This window comes from Zavarzinella formosa DSM 19928, from assembly GCF_000255705.1.
GTDB classification, from domain to species: Bacteria; Planctomycetota; Planctomycetia; order Gemmatales; family Gemmataceae; genus Zavarzinella; species Zavarzinella formosa.
Map to the genome: position 1 here is coordinate 81,381 of NZ_JH636447.1, position 2,357 is coordinate 83,737.

Annotated in this window: 1 protein-coding gene; it reads left to right on the forward strand. The window is 65.4% G+C overall.

Going from position 1 to position 2,357, the window contains the following annotated elements:
* The coding region (locus BGIM_RS65200; protein ID WP_390568119.1) for a beta strand repeat-containing protein at positions 1 to 2,357 on the forward strand (2,357 nt) is incomplete at both ends.

Consider the following 2,357-nt stretch of genomic DNA (forward strand, 5'->3'; position numbering starts at 1 on the left):
GCGCTGCCGGCACAGGCGGAACGGCCGGGGAGAAGGGAGCCAAGGGAGGCAAGGGGGCGGCCGCCAGCCCCGGCACCGGGCTTCCCTCTGGAACAACCGGCCATCAGGGGACGGACGGCGCGGCCGGAGAGGAAGGCGACCAAGGAGGCGCCGGCACGGGCGGTCTGCCGGGCTTGACGGGGGGAAGCAGCGGAAATTCCAGCACGACCGGCGTCATCGCCCGGCAATTTGCCATTAGCACGGAACCGCCGACGTCCGTGAAGGCCGGCGGAGCCTTCACCATTGTCTGCGAGGCCCTTGGCTCGAATGGGGCGGTGGACACCAGTTTCAACGGCAACGTGAAAATTGATTTCGCCAACAATCCCTCGTCGGCATCGCTCACCGGAACATTGACGGTGAAGGCGGTGAACGGGATCGCCACCTTTGACGACCTGCACATCGACAAGGTGGGTGTCGGGTATACGTTCAAGGCGACCCGGCCGGGGTTGAGCAGCATTGTCAGCGATCCCCTCACGGTCACGGCCAGCCGCATTGTGGTGACCGCCCAGCCGACGAGCGCCGTCACGGCCGGAAGCCTGTTCGATGTCCAAGTGTCGGCCGAGGACGATTTCGGCAACGTGGACACGTCATACACCGGTCAGGTCACCATCCTGCTGCCCGGCAGCCCCGGCGGGGCGTTTTTGGGGGGAACGCTCTCGGTGAACGCCGTCAACGGCGTGGCCGATTTTTCCAACCTCCAAATCACCAAGGCCGGCCTCGGGTATCAATTGGACGTCTCGGGCGATGATTTTGCCAGCGTGACGACCGATCCGTTTGAAATCAAGGCAGGGGCGGCCACCCAATTGGCGGTGACGACGTCACCGGACAAAGTGATCGCCAACGCGGGATTCAGCCTGACCGTAACCGCCGAGGACAATTTCGGCAACACGGACACGACGTTCGTCAGCCCGATCACCGTCAGCACGCACCATCCCATGGGGGGCGTCACGCTGGGCGGCAACCTCACCGTGACGCCCGTCAACGGCGTCGCCACCTTCGCCGGTCTGACGCTCGACCGCATCGGGCAGACGGATTTTACGTTCCAAGGAGGCGCCCTGACCCTTGGGACAAACACGTTCGTCCAAGCCACCGGCGACCGCTTTGCCTTCACGTCCGTCCCCCCCACGGTGTTTGCGGGGCGGGCATTCGGCGTCACGCTGTCGTTGCAGGATTCGTTCGGAACCGTTGACAACACGTTCAACGGGCCGGTCAATATCGCCCTCACATCCGGTCCGGCGGGGGCCGTGCTCAGCGGGACACTCACGGCGAATGCCGTTAGCGGCGTCGTCACCTTCAGCAACCTGACGCTGAGCAAAGCCGGAACCGGCTTCACCCTCGGCGCCTTCGGCTCGGCGGACCTCCTGGCGGCGGTTTCCGACCCGATCACCGTTGCGGCGGCCCCGGCCCCGACCACCCATCTCGGCGTGACCGTGCCGGGGATGACCAGCATTGACGCCGGAAGCGCGGTGATCGTCACCGTGAACGCGCTGACGGCCAAGAACACCGTGGACGCGAACTACGTCGGCACCGTGCATTTCATCAGCACGGACAAGCACGCCATTCTGCCGCCCGATTACACCTTCACGCCCGGCGATCACGGGACGCAGACCTTCCCGGTGACACTGGAAACCGCCGGCAAACTGACGGTGACCGTCACCGAAGTCGGCAAGGCGACGGTCAAGGGGACCACCCCCGCCATCACCGTGGCGCCCGCGCTGGCGAACGTGCTGGCGGTCACGGGCTCCGTGGCCCCGGTGAGCGTCGGCACGGCCCGGACAATCACGGTGTCGGCGATGGACGCCTTCGGCAACCGGGTGACGAACTATACCGGCACGGTTCACTTCACCTCGACTGACACGCTGGCCCAACTCCCGGCGGACTATACGTTCAAGGCGGCCGACAAGGGAACCCACACGTTTTCTCTGAAGCTCAACTCGCCCGGAAGCTGGAACGTGACCGCCACGGACACGGGGGCGGGGGCCATCACCGGCCAGTTGTCCGCGCTGGTTGCCTCCGCGCTGACGACCCATTTCGGCGTGACCATCCCGACGGCGCCCGTTGTGGCCGGGACACCGGCGACCGTCACCGTGACAGCGCTGACGGCCAAGAATGTCAAGGACACGGCCTACGTCGGCAAGGTGCATTTCTCCAGTTCGGACAGGCTGGCCTCCCTCCCCTCCGATTACACCTTCACGGCCTTGGACGCCGGATCACATACTTTCGCCTTGCTTCCCACGCTCGCCGACAAAGTGACGGTGACGATTGTCGATGCCGGCAAGACGACGATCAAGGGAACCGGCACGGTGACGGTGACGCCC